Source organism: Enterovibrio nigricans DSM 22720 (assembly GCF_900167155.1).
In the GTDB taxonomy this organism is placed as follows: Bacteria; Pseudomonadota; Gammaproteobacteria; order Enterobacterales; family Vibrionaceae; genus Enterovibrio; species Enterovibrio nigricans.
On the sequence record NZ_FUXU01000005.1, the window covers coordinates 26233 to 46316 of the forward strand.

Sequence of the window (20084 nt, forward strand, 5' to 3'; positions counted from 1 at the left end):
TCCCCCAGAATGGCGCAACGTTAACGTTAGTCTGGGGAATTGTGATCACTTCTCTAGTATTTTCTTCTAACTTATATCCAACTATCATTTCAACTCACTGTGATTATTGAGTGAGTGTAATCGCTTTACCTACAAGGCACCTTTTCTCACGGGCTATGTACTGTCCGTGATGGTGGAGAGACACTTTATGGATGCGAGTTTGCTGGCATTTATTCCTTTGATTTTGACCATTGTATTGGCGTTGGTATTGCGTCATACGCTGGTGGCGTTAGGGGCTGGGATCATTGCTGGCGCATTGGTGTTGAGTCACTTTCAGCCGATAGCATCACTAAGCTATTTGGCGGATATCGCAACGTCCCAATTCTATAAGCAGGGGGAGTGGCAAGGCTGGCATCTTGATGTTATCGCGACCATGGTCCTGCTGGGTGTGATGACCCAACTTCTCGCCAGAGGTGGTGCTGTTATGGCATTTGGTGATTGGCTTTATAGCTATGTTCGCTCTCAGCGTCATGCACGGCTGGTGACTATCCTTCTCGGTTGGCTGGTGTTTATCGACGGTATCTTTAGCTGTCTAGCGGTTGGCAACGTTTGTCAGCCATTGAGTGATCGCTACCAAATGCGTCGTGAGCAGTTGGCTTACTTTGTCGATTCCAATGCGTCACCGCTATGTGCCTTGTTGCTGTTTTCAAGTTGGGGACCCTACCTACTTTCTTTGCTGGCTGGTGTCTCTTTTCTTCCTATGCCTCCTGTGGCTGCTTTCTTTGAACTAGCGCAAACCAATTTTTACGCCATTCTGACCATCGGCGTATCAGTTTTTGTGGCGTGGAAAGGTTTTGGGTTCGATGCCGCCGTTCCAGTCCAGACCACGGTTCCGTCTCCAGAGATTGGCAAAGGTAACCCTTGGCTGTTACTGGTGCCAATGGTAACGCTGTTGTCTGCCTCGGTCGGTCTCACGCTATATTCTGGTGCAACCCACACTCACCAATCCGGCCTTGCAGCTTGGTTGGCTGCGGCTGACATTGGTACGGCGATGCGAAATGCAGCGTTGCTGGCGGTAGTGATGTCACTGTTGATGATGCTGAAATCAGGAAGGCGTGTGCCGACCTTGCTATCAGACTTGTACCACGGCGTGATCAGCATGAGGCTCGCAATCGGGATTCTGCTTTGCACTTGGATGATTGGTGCCGTTATCAAAGACCTCCAAATTGCAGCCATACTTGCGACGTGGGCCGAAGCGCATTTGAATCCGTCGTTTTTGGTGTCAGGGTTGTTTTTGTTATGTGCCACCATGGCGTTTGCCACGGGATCGAGTTGGGGAACTTTTGCCATTATGATCCCCATTGGCGCAGAAATTACAGGCCATGTTTCACCTGAACTGTTGCTTCCTGCGTTGAGTGCTGTCGTTGCTGGATCGGTGTTTGGGGACCACTGTTCGCCCATATCAGACACCAGCGTGTTAAGTGCCACGTCCAGTGGGTGTGAACCAAGGGCGCATGTACTCACACAATTGCCATTTGCACTGACGGTGGCACTCAGTGCGTTGGTGGGTTTCCAAATGCTAAACATAGGGATGAGTAAACTGGAAAGTTGGCTCATTGCGATTGTCGCACTCTGCGTTTTATTGAGTGTGTTGCAGGGATGGTTTCGATACAAAGATGCCAAAGCAATAGCAGTAAAAACACTTCCGAAGGTTTAGTTAACATCGGGCTCGCCCTGGCTTTTGAAAGCGCATCATCGTGGTTTTTCCACTTCACACCTTTGAAGAGAATGTGGTGATGAAGCTTGTGATAGAGAGATATCTGGCTAAAAATAGCCGCAGGTTCTTGTGGGTGGTCATGAGAGTACACCGCTAGACGATAGAACAATCGCAAAAGACGTTATAGGGATAGCACCATGCCGATCAGCAGCGCAGCAGAAATCATTGAAGATATTCGTCAAGGCAGAATGGTCATCTTGATGGATGACGAAGACCGTGAAAACGAGGGTGATTTGATTATCGCCGCCGAGAAAGTTTCGCCGGAAGCCATTAATTTTATGGCGACGCATGGACGAGGCTTAATCTGTCTAACAATGACGAAAGAGCGCTGCCAACGACTCGGCTTGCCATTGATGGTTCGTGATAACAACGCACAGTTTTCTACCGCTTTTACTGTTTCCATCGAAGCGGCAGAAGGGGTGACAACCGGTATTTCTGCGGCTGACAGAGCACGTACTGTTGAAGCTGCAGTTGCACCTAATGCAGTCGCGGCTGATTTGGTTCAACCGGGTCATATCTTCCCTTTGATGGCGCAAGATGGTGGGGTGCTTACTCGCGCCGGTCATACGGAAGCGGGTTGTGATTTAGCCCGTTTAGCAGGTTTTTCGCCTGCTGGTGTTATCGTTGAAATACTTAACGAAGATGGCACCATGGCGCGTCGCCCCGATCTTGAAGTGTTCGGTGAAAAGCACGGTATCAAACTGGGCACTATTGCGGATCTGATTGAATACCGCAATAACAATGAAACGACCATCGAGCGCGTGGCAGAGTGTAAACTGCCGACCGAGTTTGGTGAGTTTGACCTGATCACCTACCGTGACACTATCGATAATCAAGTGCACTATGCGCTGCGAAAAGGCGAAGTGAACAACCAGCCAACCTTGGTGCGTGTACATCTTCAAGACACCTTTACGGATTTACTGCATTCTGACCGCTCAGCAGCGCGAAGCTGGACGTTGACCGATGCAATGAAACGCATCAACGCTGATGGCGGTGTGTTAGTTATTCTTGGCAAAGAAGAGTCCTCGGCCTCTATCATCAATAAAGTAAGAACGTTCGAAGCACAGGACAAAGGCGAGAAACCCGCGTCTGCGAAGTGGCAGGGTACGAGTCGTCGTGTTGGTGTGGGTTCTCAAATCTTGGCGGATTTGGGCGTGACGGATATGCGCTTGCTGTCTTCAACCAGCAAGCGTTATCACGCTTTGTCAGGGTTTGGCTTGAAAGTTGTTGAATACGTTTGCGACTAATTGTCGCTATCGGTCTAAAACGCAGCTATTGCTGCGTTTTTTTATCGGAACTTGCGCCAGAATACGCGCTTAGTTTACAGGTATAACCGCTGGATGATTTGCAGAAAAGTGTGATAGAATCCGGCGGTTTTCTCAATCCGGATAAAAAGTCACAGGAAGGCCCATGAAGGTAATCGAAGGTGCACTTGCCGCACCTAACGCGAAAGTTGCAATTGTTATCTCCCGCTTCAACAGCTTCATTAATGAAAGCTTGCTGGATGGTGCCATTGACGCACTGAAGCGTACGGGTCAGGTAAGTGAAGACAATATCACTGTAGTACGTTGCCCTGGTGCTTACGAGTTGCCATTGGTTGCACAACATGTTGCAAAAAGCGGACGTTACGACGCTATTATCGCTCTGGGATCAGTGATCCGAGGCGGTACTCCACACTTTGACTATGTGGCTGGAGAATGTAACAAAGGTCTGGCACAAGTTGCTCTGGAGTTTGATACTCCGGTTGCTTTTGGTGTTCTGACTGTAGATACCATCGAACAAGCCATTGAACGCGCGGGAACCAAGGCTGGTAATAAAGGGGCAGAGGCTGCACTGAGCGCGCTTGAAATGGTAAACGTACTGTCCCAAATCGAATCCTAACGGGGGTTACCGTGAAACCAGCCGCACGACGCAACGCGCGTCATTTTGCACTACAAGCCATTTACTCGTGGCAACTGACTAAAGGCAATGTTGCTGATATCGAAGCGCAATTCCTTTCTGCAGATAACTACGAAGAAGAAGAGCATCAAGCAGAAGAGCCACGTTTGCGCCAGCCAGAAACTGACGTAGATTACTTCCGTGACTTGTTCGCGGGTGTGGTTCTGAACCATCAGGAACTGGACAGCAAAATGCGTCCTTACCTGTCTCGTCCAATCCAAGATCTGGATGAAATGGAACACGCTCTTCTACGTCTGGCGATGTATGAAATGTGCAAGCGCGAGGACGTGCCTTTCAAAGTGGTAATCAACGAGGCGATTGAACTGGCGAAGCGTTTTGGCGCGGAAGACAGTCACAAGTTCGTGAACGGTGTGCTTGATAAAGCAGTACCGACCCTAAGAAAGAAATAATAGAAATCTTCACAGATTTTAAGGCCAGCCTCGCTGGCCTTTTTCTTATCAAATTTAGCTTGGATGGAAACAATGGCTGGCAATGAATTTGACCTGATCAACCATTATTTCAAAACGCAGCCTGTGTCGCGCAAAGACGTGGAGTTGGGGATTGGCGACGATGCAGCAATCATCTCTGTGCCGGCAAACAGCCAATTGGTTGTAACAACAGACACACTTGTCGCGGGTAATCACTTCTTGCCTGAAGCCGACCCTGTCAAAGTGGCACATAAAGCCTTGGCATCAAACTTAAGCGATCTCGCAGCAATGGGGGCGATTCCTGCTTGGTGTTCTCTCGCTCTCACATTGCCGTCACCGGATGAAGCATGGCTTAAAGGGTTTTGTGACGGTTTTTATAAGCTTGCAGAGTACTTTCAGGTGCAGTTGGTTGGAGGAGACACCACCAAAGGCCCGCTCAGTATTACCATTACCCTGCAGGGCTTCATTCCAGAAGGTAAAGCGATCCGCCGCGACGGGGCAAAAGCCGGTGATTGGCTTTATGTCACAGGAAACCTTGGCGACAGCGCCGCTGGCCTAGATGTGATTTTGAAAGGAAATCAGCCTTCGTCAGAGGTGGAAAATACCCTGCTTAACCGCCATTACTATTCCACCCCGCGAGTATTGGCCGGGCAAGTGCTTCGTGATTTGGTATCATCAGCGCTCGATATCTCTGATGGCTTGGTGGCAGATCTTAAACACATCCTCAAAGCCAGTCAGGTGAGTGCCGTGATTAATGCTGAAAACTTGCCGATGTCAAAAGAGCTTGTGGCATATGCGGGAACGGCGGAAAACGCTGCGCGAATGGCGTTATGCAGTGGTGAAGAGTATGAGCTTTGCTTTACTGTGCCAGAGTCACACCGTGGCGCATTGGACACTGCACTCGCGCATACCAATACACCGGTAACCTGTATTGGGCAAATTCGTCATGGTGATGGTCTGCAGGTACTGTGGGAGCAAAAGCCAGTCGATTGGACGCTGTCCGGCTGGGACCATTTTTCGGAGTAAAGAAGTATGAATAATCCGATCAGTAAAATACGTTTGTCCAACCCTATTCACCTTTTGGCTACAGGATTTGGCTCTGGCCTTTCCCCTATCGTACCTGGAACGATGGGAACGTTGGCAGCGGTGCCGTTTTATCTCCTTATCGTGGCGCTATCGCCGACGCTGCTTCCAGTTGCCATTATTGTTGGTGCCGCTGTTGGTATATATCTGTGTGGTCGCACCTCAGAAGACATGGGGGTTCACGACCATGGCAGTATTGTCTGGGATGAGTTTGTTGGTTTTTGGATCACCATGTTGCTGGTGCCAGTTATGGAGTGGCAGACTGTTCTTGCGGGCTTCGTGATTTTCCGCTTTTTTGACATGGTAAAGCCATGGCCAATCAGTTGGCTCGACAAAAAGGTTCATGGTGGTCTTGGTATTATGCTGGACGATATCGTGGCAGGTTTGATGTCGATGATTGTGCTTTGGGCTGGACATCACTACCTGAGTTGGTGGTAGGCCATTGGGTCAAACGAATCAGACAAAACAAAAACGGCACCGAATGGTGCCGTTTTTGTTTAAATCATAGAGTGATTAGTCTGCCAGGTATTTGCGGATTTGTGCCTCAATACCTTGGCCATCAATTTCCAGTTCCGCGTGCAATTCTTCTTGGGTACCTTGGTGTACAAAAAAATCAGGTAAGCCAATTTGCAGTAAGGGTTTTGGTTGACGAGTTTTCATCAGGTATTCAATCACACCTGAGCCCGCGCCACCTGCGATCGCATTTTCTTCCACTGTAACCAGTACATCGTGGTTAGCTGCCAGTTCATCGATCAGTGATTCATCAAGCGGTTTTACAAAGCGCATGTCTGCAACGGTCGCATTTAATGCTTCGGCCGCTTCCAAAGCGGCTGGCAGCATGGTGCCAAAGCTGAGGATCGCCACGTTTTCACCTTCACGACGAACCTGCCCTTTTCCGATTTCCAGTGCAGTCATTTCTTGCTGAATGTCGGCGCCACAACCCGTGCCACGTGGGTAACGTACAGCGGATGGACCATTGTGCTTGTGGCCAGTGTAGAGCATCTGGCGACATTCGTTTTCGTCACTGGGTGCCATGATAAGCATGTTTGGAATACAGCGCATAAAGCTGAGATCAAAAGCTCCTTGGTGCGTTTGACCGTCTGCACCAACCAAACCGCCCCGGTCAATAGCAAACATCACAGGAAGATCCATGATAGCGACATCATGGATTAACTGATCGTAGCCGCGCTGCAGGAACGTAGAGTAGATTGCAACGACTGGATTATAGCCACCAATGGCCATGCCGCTTGCAAGTGTCACGGCGTGTTGTTCTGCAATCGCAACGTCAAAATACTGGCTTGGGAATTCTTTCGAGAATCTCACCATGCCCGAACCTTCACGCATTGCGGGTGTGATTGCCATCAGTTTGTCGTCTTCGGCGGCCATATCGCACAGCCAATCACCAAAGATTTTTGAGAAAGTTGGGCCTTTGGATACCGCTTTGGGCAACGTATCTTCCGCGGGGTTGAACTTAGGCACGGCGTGATAACCTATCGGATCTTTCTCCGCAGGTGCATAGCCTTTGCCTTTCTTCGTCATAACGTGGAGGAACTGCGGGCCTTTCAGGTTACGCATGTTCTTGATGGTTTTAACCAATTCTGCCACATCGTGACCGTCTACCGGACCGATATAATTGAAACCCAGCTCTTCAAACAGAGTTCCGGGGACCACCATGCCTTTAAGGTGCTCTTCTGCGCGGCGTACCAACTCTTTGATAGGTGGCGCACCCGATAGCACTTTCTTGCCGCCTTCACGGATGGAGGTGTAGAAATTGCCGGAAAGAAGTTGAGCAAGGTGATTATTCAATGCACCGACGTTTTCAGAGATAGACATCTCGTTGTCGTTGAGGATCACCAACATGTCAGCGTGAACATCACCTGCGTGATTCATGGCCTCGAATGCCATACCCGCGGTAATCGCACCATCACCAATCACGCTGACGACTTTTCTGCCGTTGCCTTCTTTGGCTTCCGCTATCGCAAGACCTAATGCCGCACTGATTGACGTGGAACTGTGGCCGACTGAAAGCACGTCATACTCGCTTTCTTCTCGCCAAGGAAAAGGGTGCAAGCCGTCTTTTTGGCGGATCGTTGGTAATTGTTCACGACGGCCGGTCAAAATCTTGTGTGGGTATGCCTGATGGCCCACATCCCAGATAAGATGATCAAGCGGCGTGTTGTACACATAGTGCAGTGCTACTGTCAGCTCGACTGTGCCTAATCCTGATGCAAAATGGCCACTCGAATGGCTAACTGAATTCAGAAGATACGTGCGTAGCTCATCACATAGCGTCGGCAGAACCTCCCGCGGCAGAGAGCGCAGTTCGTCGGGGGTGTTCGCCAGAGCGAGCGTTGGATATTTAGCGATATCGAGAGTCATATAATTTGTTTTTGGCGCGACGTGATTAATTTTAGTTATTGCGCTCGATAATATACCGGGCGAATTGTTCCAGCTGTTCTGTATTGTAAGGGATTGCGTCTAGTGCTTGTAGTGCTTCTTTATAAAGAAGCTCTGCTTTTTCTTTCGCCCCTTCCAGCCCGAGCAATGCTGGGTACGTGCTTTTTTCCGCTGCAAGGTCTGAACCTTGTGGTTTTCCAAGCGTTTCAGTGTCACTGATAATATCTAAAATGTCATCATGTACTTGGAAAGCAAGGCCAATTGCATTGGCGAATTTATCGAGCTGAGGTAGCCATTCAATGCCATTGCTACCCGCACCCAGTGCGCCTAAACGTACTGCGCAGCGAATTAGTGCGCCTGTTTTTTTGCGATGAATAGTTTCAAGGGTTTGGAGGTTGACAAGCTTTCCTTCCGCTGCCAAATCCATCGCTTGACCTAAGCACATACCCTGCGCGCCAGATGCCGATGCCAATTCTTTTACCATATGAATGCGATATGCATTGGCGTCATCAGAAAGATAACCTTCCGCCAAAATAGTAAACGCAAGGGTTTGAAGGGCATCACCAGCGAGAATAGCGGTCGCTTCATTGAAAGCAATGTGACAGGTAGGTTGGCCCCGACGCAATGCGTCATCGTCCATGGCTGGCAAGTCATCATGGATAAGTGAATAGGCATGAATGCATTCAACAGCTGCAGCTGGCGTGTCTAATTCGTGCTCTTGAGCACCGAACATTTGACCAGTCACATACGTTAAGAATGGTCGAACGCGTTTACCACCCAGTAGCGCACCGTGTTTCATCGCAAGAACCAGGGAATGCTCAGCGTGTTCAAGGCTGTCAATCCAGCGGGTTAGCTGGTCATTATTGCGGTGCTGATACGCTTGAATCGTTGATTTTAAAGAGTGGTTACTCATCACGCGTATCTTCAAAAGGTTCCAAAGATGCGTTGTCATCTTGTGCCAGAAGAATTTCTACGCGTTGTTCTGCATCGGTAAGTGTTTTCTGCCCTTGTCTCGCAAGAGCAATTCCACGTTCAAACTGTTTGAGGGCAGCATCCAAAGGAAGGTCGCCATTTTCGAGTCCATTAACAATGGTATCTAACTCTTTAAGCGTTTCCTCGAACGCCATGTTCTCGGGTTTTTTAGCAGCCATGGTAATCCTACTTTTAGCGTTCTGTTGGCGTTGAAAGAGGCATTACGTGCAACCCAGCGAATAACAGAACAATGAGCATGGCGGAGAAATTAACTCAGGCCTGTTTTGGGGTCAAACGCTTGAGCTGATTTATGCGTTACTTGGGGACTTTTCTATCGGGTGGGAGGATTAATTCACCGTGACTGCTGGAAATTTCGGCAGTATGGCAATCTCAATCTTGTATCTTTGCTTAAATCAGCACATGGTGTCTCAACTTGTAAATGAATTCTGCATCTTGCGACGAGTTAGGTATAAAATTCAGGAGACGCGCTAAATCAATTTGCTCTGCTGCCGCTAACTAGGTTAGCGCAATGCGCTGCCTGATAATCTTTACTCATTTTTAGCTCTACGTTTTAAGGGGATCGTTCTGTGGATCTGGCGACACTCATAGGAATCTTAGGTGCCTTTGCATTTATCGTCATGGCGATGTTGCTGGGTGGCACCATCAGTATGTTTGTTGATACGCCCTCCTTGCTGATCGTATTTGGTGGTAGTTTGTTCGTAACCTTGATGAACTACACCATGGGACAATTTTTTGCTGCGTTTAAAATCGCAGGTAAGGCGTTCATGTTCAAGTCTGACGATCCTGAAGATTTGATCGCCAAAATCGTTGAGATGGCAGACGCGGCGCGTAAAGGGGGTTTTCTGGCCCTTGAAGAAATGGAAGTACCAAATACTTTCATGAAGAAAGGCGTCGACATGTTGGTGGATGGTCATGATGCAGAAGTTGTTAAAATGACCCTCGCGAAAGACATCACCATGACAGAAGAGCGACACGACAACGGCGCACAGTTCTATAGTGCGATTGCTGATGTGGCCCCTGCGATGGGTATGATCGGTACACTTATTGGTCTGGTAGCCATGCTTTCAAACATGGATGACCCAAAGGCTATCGGTCCTGCGATGGCGGTAGCACTGCTTACAACGCTATACGGCGCAATGCTCGCAAACATGGTTGCAATCCCTATCGCGGCAAAACTACGCCTTCGTAAAGACCAGGAGAAACTCAACCGTCGATTGATTATGGATGGTCTGCTTGCCATTCAGGATGGACAGAATCCTCGTGTTATCGATGGCTACCTGAAAAACTATCTCAACGAGAAAAAACGCGCAGTTGACGTCGACGGGTAAGGAGTAGGGTATGGATGAAGAATGCAAATGTCCCCCCCCCGGGCTACCTGCTTGGATGGGGACATTCGCGGATTTGATGTCACTGCTGATGTGTTTTTTCGTACTCCTGTTGTCATTTTCTGAGATGGACGTACTGAAATTTAAGCAGATCGCGGGATCGATGAAATTCGCGTTTGGTGTACAGAACCTTTTGGAAGTGAAAGATATTCCAAAAGGTACCAGTGTTATCGCGCAGGAGTTTCGTCCTGGGCGTCCTGAGCCAACGCCCATCGAAGTGATCATGCAACAGACCATTGACATGACACAACGTACGCTCGATTTTCAGGATGGGGAGTCAGATCGTGCTGGTGGATCGCAGCGTGATTCCGCGCAGCTAGACGGAGGCTCAACCGCAACAGACGCGTCGATGCAAGAACAAGAGCAAGACACGGAAAAAATGTCGAGCACGGCCCAAATGGTTGTGCAGGCTCTGGAAAGGGAAGTGCAAGAAGGGGCGGTGGAAGTTGAAAACCTTGGTCAGCAACTGATTATTCGTATTCGAGAGAACGGGTCATTCCCCGCAGGCTCTGCTTTCTTGCAACCCAAGTTCAGGCCTTTGGTCAGGCAAATTGCAGACTTGGTGAAAGACGTACCGGGTGAAATTCGTATTTCTGGACATACTGACGATACGCCGTTGGACTCTGAGTTATACCGTTCCAACTGGGATTTATCTGCACAACGTGCGGTCTCAGTGGCTCAGGAAATGGAAAAAGTGAAAGGCTTTGATGCTGAACGCATGCGTGTTGAAGGACTAGCTGGTACATCGCCGAGATACCCGAACGATTCCCCGACAAATCGGATGAAAAACCGTCGCGTTGAAATCGCCATCATGCAAGGCAAACCAAGAGAGTCGGACTCCATTTCAGCTTCAGATCCAATAGAGCCTATTCAGGAAAATTAAGTCCAAAGACAAGATGATTGAAGGCAGCGTATCAACGCTGCCTTTTTTATCGCGGGTGCATCTGCAACATAAGAGAACGAACGAATTCATTGACGCCTGTTAAGCTCTCTGATCCCGCTCCTTCAGGTTACTTGGGTATAAAGTATGCTTGATGTATAATCCGCGCCTTTATTAATGCTGTTGCGAAACCTGTTATGAAATTTATCGTAAAAATTCACCCAGAGGTGATGGTCAAAAGTGAATCTGTACGGAAGCGCTTCACGAAAATTCTGGAAACTAACATCCGAAATATTCTTAAGCGAAAATCAGATTCAACGTCGGTTTTCAACCGTCGCGATCATATCGAGGTTTCGCTAAAAGATGAGTCTCAGCGCCAAATGGCACTGGATGTATTGACTCGTACACCAGGTATTCATCACGTTCTGGAAGTTGAACAAACGCCATTTACCGATTTGCACAATATCTATGAAATCGTCACGGCGACAGTTGCTCATCAGTTGGAAGGTAAATCGTTCTGTGTACGTGCTAAGCGTCGTGGTAATCACGAATTTACGTCTATTGATGTAGAGCGTTATGTTGGTGGTGGTTTGAACCAAGATGTAGCGACAGCGCGTGTTCAGCTGAAAAACCCTGATACCGTTGTTCACCTCGAAGTGGACAAAGAAAACGTAAACGTTGTTCGCGAACGCTTTAAAGGTCTGGGTGGCTTCCCTCTTGGCACGCAAGAAGACGTGTTGAGCTTGATCTCTGGTGGTTTCGACTCGGGTGTTTCTAGCTATCTGCACATCAAGCGCGGGAGTAAGGTGCATTACTGCTTCTTCAATCTCGGTGGTGCGGCACACGAAATCGGTGTTCAGCAAACAGCTTACTACCTGTGGGAGAAGTTTGGCTCTTCTGCAAAAGTGAAATTTGTCTCTATCGATTTTGAACCAGTAGTTGCTGAGATCCTAGAGAACGTTGAAGACGGTCAAATGGGCGTTGTTCTTAAGCGTATGTTTATGCGCGCAGCATCTAAGATTGCCGAAAAATACAATATCCAAGCATTGGTGACGGGTGAAGCACTGGGTCAGGTTTCCAGCCAGACGCTGACAAACCTTCGTATGATTGACAACGTGTCTGATTCGTTGATTCTGCGTCCTCTTATTAACTGGGACAAAGAAGACATCATCAATCTGGCGCGTGAAATTGGCACCGAAGATTTTGCGAAGACCATGCCAGAATATTGTGGTGTGATCTCTCGTAAGCCAACCATCAAAGCAGAAAAAGAAAAGTTAGAAGCAGAAGAAGCGAAGTTCAATTTCGATATTCTGGACAAAGTGGTGTATGACGCACGCATCATTGATATCCGTGATATCGAAAAAATCAGCAAAGAGAAAGCACCAGAAGTCGAGTTGGTGGATGAAATTGCTAACGGTGCGGTTGTACTGGATATTCGTAGCCCGGAAGAAGAAGACAATTGTCCATTGGAGATCGAGGGTGCAGATGTAGTGCACATCCCGTTCTTCAAGTTGGCGACCAAGTTTGGTGATCTTGACCAGACTAAGACTTACTTATTGTACTGTGATCGCGGTGTAATGAGCCGTCTGCAGGCGCTTTACCTGCAAGAAAATGGTTTCAGTAACGTGAAAGTTTACCGTCCGTAAGTGGCAGTATTTAAAATAAAAAAACCGACCTCATGGTCGTTTTTTTTATTTGGGTGCAGAGAAAAATTTCAGGCAAATTTTTTGTCGTAATGCAGACTCGGGATTGCCACCATAGGATCGACGACCTCTTTGGCTTTTTCCTTACCTGCCAGCATGTAAACAATCTCTACGGCGAATTCGAGTGCCGTGCCCGGCCCCTGACTGGTGATCAGCTTGTGGTCATGTTCTGTGAATACGCGGCGAGTATTCTTTTTGTCTTCTGCTATGTGATCAATAAAGGCAGGATGGCAGGTTTTATGGGCCTCTGGATACAGCCCATTTTTCTCCAGTACCAATGCAGGTGCTGCGCAAATGGCCGCAACCCATTTTTGGTCGCATTGTTGTTGGCGGATCATCTCCACAACCAATGCACTTTCACCGAGATGCGTTGCTCCCTCTACGCCGCCGGGAAGGACGATGCAGTCAAACTCTTCGTCGGCCACTTTCACCAAGGGTACATCGGCCATTAGTTTAACGCCACGTGAGCAAGTAAGCGTCAATTCACCATTCTCTTCCGCACTGGCTGTCGTCACATTAAAACCAGCTCGTACCATAATATCAATGACGGTTACGGCTTCCATTTCTTCTGTGCCAGGGGCTAGACAGACAAGTACACTAGGTGTGGTCATAGGATTGCTCCAGTTTTTTTATTGCGTGATACAGCCTCTCGTTTTCGGGAACGGCAATACCATGGATAGTTGCTCGATGGATAAGATATCCAGTAATTGCATCGATTTCTGAAAAGCGGAGATAGAAGACATCGCGATTCATCGAAGAATAGTTTTCTGCGGTTGCAGTAGCAACCGTAAGCGCGTTATTCAAAACCTCTTTAGGCGTCATCACGAGTCCTTCAGCCATCATCACTTCACTGATCTCTTCACTTAACGCGGTGAGTTGTGTGAGATGTTCGGGTTGAGTGAGAACGCCATTTTGCACCTGAAGGGTAGCAGTCAAGGGGTTAATCATGCAGTTCACAGCCAGCTTTTTCCATAGTGCAGTTTCGATCGCCTCTTCCCAGTAACAGGAAGGTAAGGCGTGTTGAAAAACATCGGATAAAAAATCACATTGCTTACCGTTGGCATTTATACCACCGAGTCGGGTTTCGCCGAATCCTGTATGTCTAATCGTCTCTGTGCTTACTTTCAGGCTGCCGTGAGAGGTTGTAGCCAAAAGAACAGGGTTATCTGGCAACGCGTTTAAAGCAACGTCTGCGGAGCCCATACCATTATGCATTAGCACGACTGGCGTATCAGGGTGAAGGTACGGTTTGATGGCATGGATAGCATCACGTATTTGAAAGGCTTTAACGCAAACAATGATGCAGTCACTGTCTTGTATATTTTCAACGTTGTTTGCTGAAAATAAGAGTGACGGCATGTTAACGAAGTGCCTTGTAACTTGGGTGTCCGGCTGGCGCGTTGTGAAGTGAACATGATGCCCTGCTTTATAGAGCGCTATTGCCCACAAGGAGCCAACGGCACCTGCTCCTACAATGGTGAAACGCATTGATTTTCCCAGTATCGATAGTTCGCCAAAAGCATAACATCAATCACGAAAGTGGCGGAAATCAAAAACAAAAAAGGCACCAGAAGGTGCCTTTTCTTTTATAACCTTGCGATTACAGGTGCATACCGATGCGGAAGATCGCTGCGTCGCCGTAACCGTCAACACCAAGCTTGTTCGCGAAGTAGCGGTAAGTCAGGCTGGTGTATACGCGGTCTGTGATGTCGTAAGACAGAACCACTGCACCGTTCAGGCCAGCAGACTTAGTGCCTACTTGTGCTTGGTATTCTTCAGAACGAGCAAATTCTACTTCGTTCCAGTTTACCAGTTGTAGCGGCTGACCTGCGATTTCAAAGCTGTAACCTGCTGACCAACCAGCCATACCGCCGTTTAGGCCACTTGCAGTGCCTTTAGATGCGTCGTGAACACCAACCCAAGGCTTGAACCAGTAGTTGTCGCCAGTCAGGCCAACATAACCTAGACCCAGAACGCGGTTTTGCTCACCACCGAACTTGTTGTCAACCAGGTCGTAAATTTGACCATATGCAGTTACGTTGCCAGCAATTTTATAGTGGATAGAAAACTTTGCTGCTTGGCCGCGCTCGTCAGAACCTTTGTTCAGTTTCTCGTACTCGTAGAAACCGTAGATCTCACCCCAAGTGAAGCCTGCGCCACCTTCAGCACCGATAGTGATGTGGTCGTCACGCATGTCGCTTACATCTTTACCATCAAAGCCTTGAGTACCGTTGGTCCAAGTCAGGTAGTCAGTGTATACGTTACCGAAACCGTACAGATATTCAGCTTGAGCAGGTACAGCAGCAGTTGCTGCCAGAATGCTAAGTGCTACTACAGATTTACGCATCTTTAGTTCTCATTACATCGTCTGGGTTGAGTGGCAAAGACACCGTTGTGGTTGGACCTCCGCCGTTGCGAGCGCCATTCTAGGGGAAAGTTCAAAAAAGAAAATGCAATGAAATAGCAAACGTTTGCTAGATGTGATCTTGATCTCGTTGCAATGGATTACATTTGCTATAAGTGTTTCAGAATATGACGAGCGTAAATGTTTTATGGGGAGAAATGAGGTAGGCCCGCGACATATGTCGCGGGATCAACAGATTTTAGTGGGTGCTTTGAGCGTCTGAGAGGCGTTTAAAGTGCTTTCTCAAGCCGACGATCATGGCGAGGCTGGGTAATACCATCAAGGTGGTTAAAATAAAGAACAGTGACCACGGATTGAGCCAAGTGATGTGATGCAACCATTCAAATTGTTCAATCCAGTCGACGAGCGAACCACTAAATGACGAAAGCGTGGTCCGACTGAGGTTACCCAAGGATGCCAACAATGCATATTGGGTCGCTGAAAAAGCGCGGCCAGTTAAGAACGTCAAGAAGGTCACGAATGCGATGGTGGCAAATGCACTGGTGAAGTTGTCTACGAGGATAGTCGCGAGAAATAGGTCTTCGTTTGGCCCTATTTGTGCCATTAGTGCGAACATCAAATTGCTTCCCGCCATGGCTAAGCCGCCAATCAGTAGTCCTCTTACAACCCCAAAGCGAACGTTGATGGCACTACCTAATAAGGTGAAAGCAACCGTTGCTCCCCAACCGATAAGCTTGGAATAGTAACCGATCTGTTCGTTGCTAAATCCGACTTCTTTGTAAAATACGATCGACATACGGCCAAGAAAAGCCTCACCAATCTTGAACAGAAAAACGAACAATAACAACGTCATAGCGACTTTTACGCCATTGCGGCGGAAGAATTCTGCAAAAGGTTCAACAATGGTGACGGAGAACCAAACGAGCAGGCTGCTTTCCCCTTTATTTAGCTGTTTTGCGTACCGAGATTCCGCATCGGCCTGCAAGGTATCTCGTTGCGACTCTGGCTCTCTGACAAATAGCGTAAACAGGATCAAAAGACCAATAAACCCGGCCATGCCGTAATAAACGCCATTCCAACCGATCGTGTCTGCATTGATAAACGCGAAATAGCCTGGAAGGCTGTATCCCGTCCACCAACCAATCACAGCCATGGCGGCCGCTTGAGGCATCTTCGATTTCTCATGCTCTTCAAAACTGTCAATACGGAAAGCATCTATCGCAATGTCTTGCGTAGCAGATACGATGGCGATCAATAACGCTAACACTGACGTTAGCCAAAGATTGAAGGACGGATCGGTTTGGGTGATTGCTAGCGTACAAGCGAGCATGATTACTTGCATCAGGAAAATCCAGCTACGACGCTGTCCCAGCCATGCATGTAGATAGGGGAGTTTAATTCGATCGATTAACGGGGCCCACACCCAGTTGAACGCATAAACAACAAAGACAGAGCCGAATAACCCTATGGCAGTTCGTGTAAGTCCAGCATCTTTGAGCCAACCGGACATGTTTGAGCCAATGAGTAACCACGGGAAGCCACTGGCACACCCGAGCATAAAAACCCATAAAAGTCGGCGGTCGAGATAGCTTTCTAACGTTTCTCGCCAAGAGAGAGCGGAGGCTTTGGACACGAGTTGTAGTCCCTGTTGCGCTTGAATGATAGAACCATGCTACCGTGCTTCAAGGACGAATGCCATGCGCGAAGTTTGGGATTTTTCCTTTGTTGATCAAATAACAAGCGCATTCTTGGATGCGTTGTTTCACAAAGCGGTTACCTCGAAGCTCATCTTCACGGCGAGCGTCGATAAGATAGAGAAGGTACCAGTACACTGACTCGTACGTGTTTTCTGGCGTGCCGCCGGGAATGGCAAGTTGCCACCAATCTTTGAACTGCTTTTGGCTAGATGCTCTTAATTCGTCATAGTCAGATTGTCTAATGATGAAGCGAATAACATCAGCCGCAAACGCCGGGGCATATTGTCGTATATGCTCCTCGGCGAAGTGTTCATTATTAGGTTCGGGATTGTTTGTGATCAGTTCCAGCATTCCCTAACTACCTGTTACTTATTGGAGATGATAATTTTCTCAATAAGTATAGGTTGCTGGGGAACATCACGCATGCGGGTTTCTGGGATTGTGACAGTTTTAACGGTTGTCATTTTTTCAACCGTGTTAAACCCTTCGATTACTTTTCCAAACACTGTGTAGCCGTGTTTGTATGCGCTGCCATCTAAGTTACTGTTGTTTTGCAGATTAATATAGAACTGACGCGTTGCAGAATCGGGTTGCTGTTTACGTGCCATCGCAATCGTGCCACGGCTGTTACTCAGACCATTTTTTGATTCGTTGACGACTTCACCATAGGTGTTTGGCATTGGCATGAAGGATTTGTCATAGCCACCACCCTGTGCAACAAAGCCGGGTATGACACGGTGAAATTGCGTGCCAACATAGCTGCCGTCGTCCACATACTTCAGGAAGTTTTCTACAGTTTTTGGGGCTTTCTCTGGGAACAGTTCCAACTTGAAGTCACCTAAGTTAGTCTCGACTTCAACGATTGGGTTTGCCGCCAATGCTGGTAAAGCAAACAGTATCGACGTGGCGATGACTGCGCTTTTCAGAATTGATTTCATTTAAAAGTTCTCGTTCATAAAGGTATTGAGTTGCTTGTCTTGCGCAATGTCTTGCAAAACAGCTTCTAACAGGCTGTTCAAAGCCACTTCCATTTCTTCTACAGAAACGCTGCTTGCGCCCTCTGATGTTGCTTTGCCAGAGTAACGTTTTACAAATTTAGTGTTGTCAGTTTCAGCAACCAATTGGATTTGAACATTGGTGACCATGTTGTGAGACAACATTGAATGCTCAACTTTTACCAGTGCGTCTAACAGATCGAGTCGTACCTTGTTTGGGCTGTCAGTACCGACTTTATAACCTTGAGAGCTTAGCTGGCGTGACAGGGCATTTTCCAACACAACACGTACATTTGACGTGGCTTGAATAGGCTGCACATTCTTTCTGCCGTTATCGACAACGGCAACAAACTGAGCCGTTCTAAGGTCTCGGCTTTCTACTGACAGCGATTTGCCTTGTGCAATTGGTACGTTAGAGATTGTCGGATTCGGTGCAATCGTCAACTGCGGTTCTCTCGGTGTAGAGCAAGCACTCAAACCAAGAACGAGGCCAGTAATTAGCAGTAGTTTTTTCATGTGTTAACGCATCCCTTAAGTGTCTTGCTACTTTTGAGCTTCGACAATAACAAACTTTTGGTTAGAAGCAATGACTTGAGCATTGCCAAAAAGACGTTTCAATTTAGCATGATAGCCGAGGTGTCTGTTTCCAATAACAACAATACGTCCCTTAGGCTCTAGAACCCGCCTAGCGTCACAAAACATCTGCCATGCAATGTGGTCTGTCACCGCATGGAGTTGATGAAACGGAGGATTACAAAGCACCAAATCAGCGGTGTTGTTTTCAAAGTTATCCAGACAGTTATTTGCTAGGCAGCGGGTACGACTTTCATCAATACCATGGTTTTTCAGGTTCAACGTTGCTGAGGCTACTGCCATGTGGCTTTCGTCTACCGCAGTAATTGACGCTTGAGGGTTCAAGCGAGCAGCTTGGATAGACAAAACGCCATTACCACAGCCTAAGTCAATAATGTGCTTGATGTCGCTCGACTGCGGAATGTGTTCTAACATCAAATAGGCTGCAATATCGAGGCTCTCAGAAGAGAATACATTCGCATGGTTTGCCAATGATAGTTTGTATTCAGGCACATCAAACGACGTGGTCGCTACAGATAAATGGTCTAGCTGTTTTTCTTTTTGCGTATAGATGATTCGGGCTTTCTTCTTCGCCAATGAGGTTGTGGTTGTACCTAGGTGTTTTTCAAATAATTTAAGCGTAGACGTATGAATGTCTTTGGCTTTTGCACCAGTAATCAAGGTTAGTTTGTTGTTTTTCAGCGTTGAAATCTGCTGCAATTGCCAAATCAGTAGCCGATTATTTTTCGGCAATTTCATGATGGCGATGTCGACGTCGGATGGCAGGGGATCGACAGAAGTTAGCAGCGTGGTATTTTTGCCGTCGAGCATATTATCAGTCAGGTTCTGTTCAACGCTTAGCTGCGATAATAAGGAGTCGTTAACGACGGTGACACGCATTCCCTTCAACGACGCCCAACACGTTATTGCGCCAAAGCCTTCGTTTAGCACGAGTAAGTGAGTATTCTCAGCAAGCTCCATGCTCTCAAGGTGTTCAATAAGATACTCGTCAGCAGCATCCCATGCTTGTAAGGTCTCATTTTTCTGTATTGGGTATCGGCGCAGCGAAAGCGCAATCCCAGAAATTTCTAATGTGGTTTTCATGGACGGAGTCAGCGAAGCTCTTTGAATAATGCGTTATATTGTCGCAAATGAGAGGAATACTGCAATTATCTTGATCGAAACCAAGGATAATTTTGCAGATAGATAAGCATGACGTGAGGAAGTAATGGTCATTCAGCAGCGAATTGAAGAAAAACTAAACACCGCTTTTTCGCCTATACATATAGAAGTTAAAAACGAAAGTTATATGCACAATGTTCCAGAAGGGGCCGAAAGCCATTTCAAGGTAACCATAGTGAGTGCAGACTTTGATGGACTTAGGCTAATAGCAAGGCATCGTGCGGTAAATACGACGCTCGCTGACGAATTAAAAAATGATATTCATGCGTTAGCCATCCATACTTATACTGAAAAAGAATGGTTAGAGTCGAAAGGAGATGTGCCCGTTTCGCCAGCATGTCGAGGTGGTTCTCTGTTTGACAGTAAAGACTAAAACGCCACATTTTCACTCATGAATAAATGTGGTGATAAAAACGAAAACGATAACGAGCAGTTAACAAGCGAGGCTGAAATGAGGCTTGTTGGGTAGTGATTTTGAGCAAATGTAGACCTTCTTAGTGTATTAACATCCTTGGAAATAGGGATGATGACTTTTACGTTTTGTTACCGTTTTAACACTTTGGAAACATGGTATTTACGCGTAAATTTGTGCACTTGCTCATATTAATCACCAACAACTGGCGATACTTTGCCCAGTTGCCGAAAATTCAGTGTGTATCACGGTGATTGCCGTGGAATAGCGACTTTGGTTGATGGTAGAATCCATCGC

Annotated in this window: 21 protein-coding genes; 10 read left to right on the plus strand and 11 right to left on the minus strand. The window is 47.5% G+C overall.

Going from position 1 to position 20084, the window contains the following annotated elements; all coding sequences use genetic code 11:
* Positions 1–187: 187 nt before the first annotated feature.
* The 6 genes from B5D35_RS03035 (at position 188) to pgpA (ending at position 5643) form a co-directional block, all read left to right on the plus strand.
* The gene (locus B5D35_RS03035) at positions 188–1696 is read left to right on the plus strand and encodes a Na+/H+ antiporter NhaC family protein (RefSeq protein ID WP_078751134.1); all 1509 of its coding nucleotides are present in this window, start codon (positions 188–190) and stop codon (positions 1694–1696) included.
* A gap of 197 nt (positions 1697–1893) precedes the next feature.
* The gene (gene ribBA / locus B5D35_RS03040) at positions 1894–3003 is read left to right on the plus strand and encodes a bifunctional 3,4-dihydroxy-2-butanone-4-phosphate synthase/GTP cyclohydrolase II (RefSeq protein WP_078751135.1); all 1110 of its coding nucleotides are present in this window, start codon (positions 1894–1896) and stop codon (positions 3001–3003) included.
* Positions 3004–3166: 163 nt separating this feature from the next.
* Complete coding sequence (ribH, locus tag B5D35_RS03045) at positions 3167–3637, plus strand: 6,7-dimethyl-8-ribityllumazine synthase (RefSeq protein WP_078751136.1); 471 nt, start codon at positions 3167–3169, stop codon at positions 3635–3637.
* Positions 3631–4104 carry a transcription antitermination factor NusB gene (nusB, locus tag B5D35_RS03050; protein ID WP_170915120.1) on the plus strand — a complete coding sequence of 158 codons (474 nt, stop codon included), beginning with the start codon at positions 3631–3633 and terminating at the stop codon, positions 4102–4104. Before ribH ends, nusB begins: the two co-directional genes overlap by 7 nt.
* Positions 4105–4176: 72 nt before the next feature.
* Positions 4177–5148: a thiamine-phosphate kinase gene (gene thiL / locus B5D35_RS03055; protein WP_078751138.1), complete on the plus strand. Its 972-nt coding sequence runs from the start codon at positions 4177–4179 to the stop codon at positions 5146–5148.
* 6 nt (positions 5149–5154) lie between these two features.
* The gene (gene pgpA / locus B5D35_RS03060; RefSeq protein WP_078751139.1) at positions 5155–5643 is read left to right on the plus strand and encodes a phosphatidylglycerophosphatase A; all 489 of its coding nucleotides are present in this window, start codon (positions 5155–5157) and stop codon (positions 5641–5643) included.
* A gap of 75 nt (positions 5644–5718) precedes the next feature.
* Here the strand turns inward: pgpA and dxs are convergent, their stop codons facing one another.
* Genes dxs through xseB form a run of 3 tightly spaced genes read right to left on the minus strand, consistent with a single transcriptional unit; the run spans position 5719 to position 8753 of the window.
* Positions 5719–7584: a 1-deoxy-D-xylulose-5-phosphate synthase gene (dxs, locus tag B5D35_RS03065; protein ID WP_078751140.1), complete on the minus strand. Its 1866-nt coding sequence runs from the start codon at positions 7582–7584 to the stop codon at positions 5719–5721.
* Between the two features lie 31 nt (positions 7585–7615).
* Positions 7616–8515 (minus strand): (2E,6E)-farnesyl diphosphate synthase, encoded by a 900-nt coding sequence (ispA, locus tag B5D35_RS03070; RefSeq protein ID WP_078751141.1) that lies wholly within the window; start codon positions 8513–8515, stop codon positions 7616–7618.
* A complete protein-coding gene (gene xseB / locus B5D35_RS03075) occupies positions 8508–8753 on the minus strand; it encodes an exodeoxyribonuclease VII small subunit (RefSeq protein ID WP_078751142.1) in 246 nt (81 codons plus the stop codon). The genes ispA and xseB overlap by 8 nt, the downstream gene beginning before the upstream one ends.
* 408 nt (positions 8754–9161) lie before the next feature.
* Between xseB and pomA the strand changes: the two genes are divergently transcribed.
* From pomA to thiI, 3 genes are all read left to right on the plus strand, one after another.
* Entirely contained in the window at positions 9162–9923 is a 762-nt protein-coding gene (gene pomA / locus B5D35_RS03080; protein ID WP_078751143.1) for a flagellar motor protein PomA, read from the plus strand.
* Between the two features lie 10 nt (positions 9924–9933).
* Positions 9934–10863 carry a flagellar motor protein MotB gene (locus B5D35_RS03085; protein WP_078751144.1) on the plus strand — a complete coding sequence of 310 codons (930 nt, stop codon included), beginning with the start codon at positions 9934–9936 and terminating at the stop codon, positions 10861–10863.
* Positions 10864–11057: 194 nt separating this feature from the next.
* On the plus strand, positions 11058–12506 hold the full coding sequence (gene thiI / locus B5D35_RS03090; protein WP_078751145.1) for a tRNA uracil 4-sulfurtransferase ThiI: 1449 nt from the start codon (positions 11058–11060) through the stop codon (positions 12504–12506).
* Between the two features lie 68 nt (positions 12507–12574).
* On the opposite strand, the gene B5D35_RS03095 is transcribed toward thiI, so the two are convergent.
* The 8 genes from B5D35_RS03095 to B5D35_RS03130 form a co-directional block, all read right to left on the minus strand.
* Positions 12575–13174: a DJ-1 family glyoxalase III gene (locus B5D35_RS03095; RefSeq protein WP_078751146.1), complete on the minus strand. Its 600-nt coding sequence runs from the start codon at positions 13172–13174 to the stop codon at positions 12575–12577.
* Complete coding sequence (locus tag B5D35_RS03100; protein ID WP_078751147.1) at positions 13161–14051, minus strand: 2-dehydropantoate 2-reductase; 891 nt, start codon at positions 14049–14051, stop codon at positions 13161–13163. The genes B5D35_RS03095 and B5D35_RS03100 overlap by 14 nt, the downstream gene beginning before the upstream one ends.
* A gap of 112 nt (positions 14052–14163) precedes the next feature.
* Positions 14164–14910, minus strand: a complete 747-nt coding sequence (locus B5D35_RS03105; RefSeq protein WP_078751148.1) for an outer membrane protein OmpK — start codon at positions 14908–14910, stop codon at positions 14164–14166.
* 256 nt (positions 14911–15166) lie between these two features.
* On the minus strand, positions 15167–16561 hold the full coding sequence (locus B5D35_RS03110) for an AmpG family muropeptide MFS transporter (RefSeq protein WP_078751149.1): 1395 nt from the start codon (positions 16559–16561) through the stop codon (positions 15167–15169).
* A gap of 49 nt (positions 16562–16610) precedes the next feature.
* Complete coding sequence (locus B5D35_RS03115; protein WP_078751150.1) at positions 16611–16976, minus strand: hypothetical protein; 366 nt, start codon at positions 16974–16976, stop codon at positions 16611–16613.
* 14 nt (positions 16977–16990) lie between these two features.
* On the minus strand, positions 16991–17563 hold the full coding sequence (locus tag B5D35_RS03120) for a peptidylprolyl isomerase (RefSeq protein ID WP_078751151.1): 573 nt from the start codon (positions 17561–17563) through the stop codon (positions 16991–16993).
* Entirely contained in the window at positions 17564–18136 is a 573-nt protein-coding gene (locus B5D35_RS03125) for a YajG family lipoprotein (RefSeq protein ID WP_078751152.1), read from the minus strand.
* Positions 18137–18163: 27 nt separating this feature from the next.
* Entirely contained in the window at positions 18164–19297 is a 1134-nt protein-coding gene (locus B5D35_RS03130) for a methyltransferase (RefSeq protein ID WP_078751153.1), read from the minus strand.
* A gap of 124 nt (positions 19298–19421) precedes the next feature.
* Between B5D35_RS03130 and bolA the strand changes: the two genes are divergently transcribed.
* A complete protein-coding gene (gene bolA / locus B5D35_RS03135) occupies positions 19422–19748 on the plus strand; it encodes a transcriptional regulator BolA (RefSeq protein ID WP_078751154.1) in 327 nt (108 codons plus the stop codon).
* Positions 19749–20084: the final 336 nt, after the last annotated feature.